This is a genomic window from Alkalibacillus haloalkaliphilus C5 (genome assembly GCF_000269905.1).
Lineage (GTDB): Bacteria > Bacillota > Bacilli > Bacillales > Alkalibacillaceae > Alkalibacillus > Alkalibacillus haloalkaliphilus_A.
Window position 1 is genome coordinate 1 of the sequence record NZ_AKIF01000287.1, and the last position, 663, is coordinate 663.

Annotated in this window: 1 pseudogene; it reads right to left on the bottom strand. The window is 35.9% G+C overall.

Annotated elements, in window-relative coordinates:
* A pseudogene (locus A194_RS19105) lies at positions 1-571 on the bottom strand (stage III sporulation protein AA); the annotation flags it as partial.
* Positions 572-663 lie beyond the last annotated feature (92 nt).

Consider the following 663-nt stretch of genomic DNA (forward strand, 5'->3'; position numbering starts at 1 on the left):
CACCGTTATAAGAAGCAGCTATTTCTGATCGCTCATCGACTAATGCGACTCTAGAAGGCTTTAAGTGAGTTGTTCCATCACTCAAAGTCCTTATAATGTCTCTAAGAATGGTCGTTTTTCCACTTTTGGGTGGACCAATAAGTAAAGTGTTATATAGCTTACCTTTTGCAATGTGGGGGAGAAGGTGTTTTGCTGCTCCTTTTCTCTCTGATGCAACTCTTATGTTAAATGATGATACATGGGTAACAGCTTTAACTTGTCCACCTTCAACAGCTACTTTTCCACTGATACCAATTCTATGACCACCTTGTATTGTGATATAACCATTTCTTAATTCCTCTTCTAAACGATACACCGAATATTCACTGATCTTAGCTAATAACTTCGTCGCGTCTGTTCTTTCAAACGTATATTCTGGACAGATGACTTCTCGATTGTGAAAAATCATTTGAGCTTGTCTTCCAACACGTAGTCTAATCTCTTCTAAATCTATTAACTGATCTGTATTAAATTTTCGCCGAACAATTTGTGATAATAGTTCAGGTAAGAACTTTAGTATTTTTTCATCCAACTTGAGTTCCTCCCTATGTTTTACCACTACTATATGATTGAAAAAGATTTGATATGAACATTAGGGAGAATAATTCCTGAGCATAAAAAAAC